This window comes from Pseudomonas sp. 2995-1, from assembly GCF_002742505.1.
In the GTDB taxonomy this organism is placed as follows: domain Bacteria; phylum Pseudomonadota; class Gammaproteobacteria; order Pseudomonadales; family Pseudomonadaceae; genus Aquipseudomonas; species Aquipseudomonas sivasensis.
In genome coordinates this window covers 1-229 of the sequence record NZ_LJSA01000026.1, presented here as the reverse complement: position 1 = coordinate 229, position 229 = coordinate 1, and the positions used below count along the sequence as shown (strand labels likewise).

1 protein-coding gene is annotated in these 229 nt (G+C 37.1%); it reads left to right on the top strand.

Annotated elements, in window-relative coordinates:
- The coding region (locus AOA61_RS00090; RefSeq protein WP_305886513.1) for an MBL fold metallo-hydrolase RNA specificity domain-containing protein at positions 1-229 on the top strand (229 nt) is incomplete at both ends.

Below are 229 nucleotides of genomic sequence, written 5' to 3'. Positions count from 1 at the left end.
CTTATGCTACGATTAATTAAACCTAAGTATTTTATGCCGATCCACGGTGAGTTTCGAATGCAAAAAATGCATGGTAAACTAGCTGAAGAATGTGGCGTAGCAAAAGAAAATATTTTCTTAATGGATAATGGAGATGTTTTAGCGCTTGATAAGAGTGAAGGTGCTTTAGCAGGAAAGATTCCTTCAGGTTCAGTTTATGTTGACGGGAACGGTATTGGAGATATTGGTA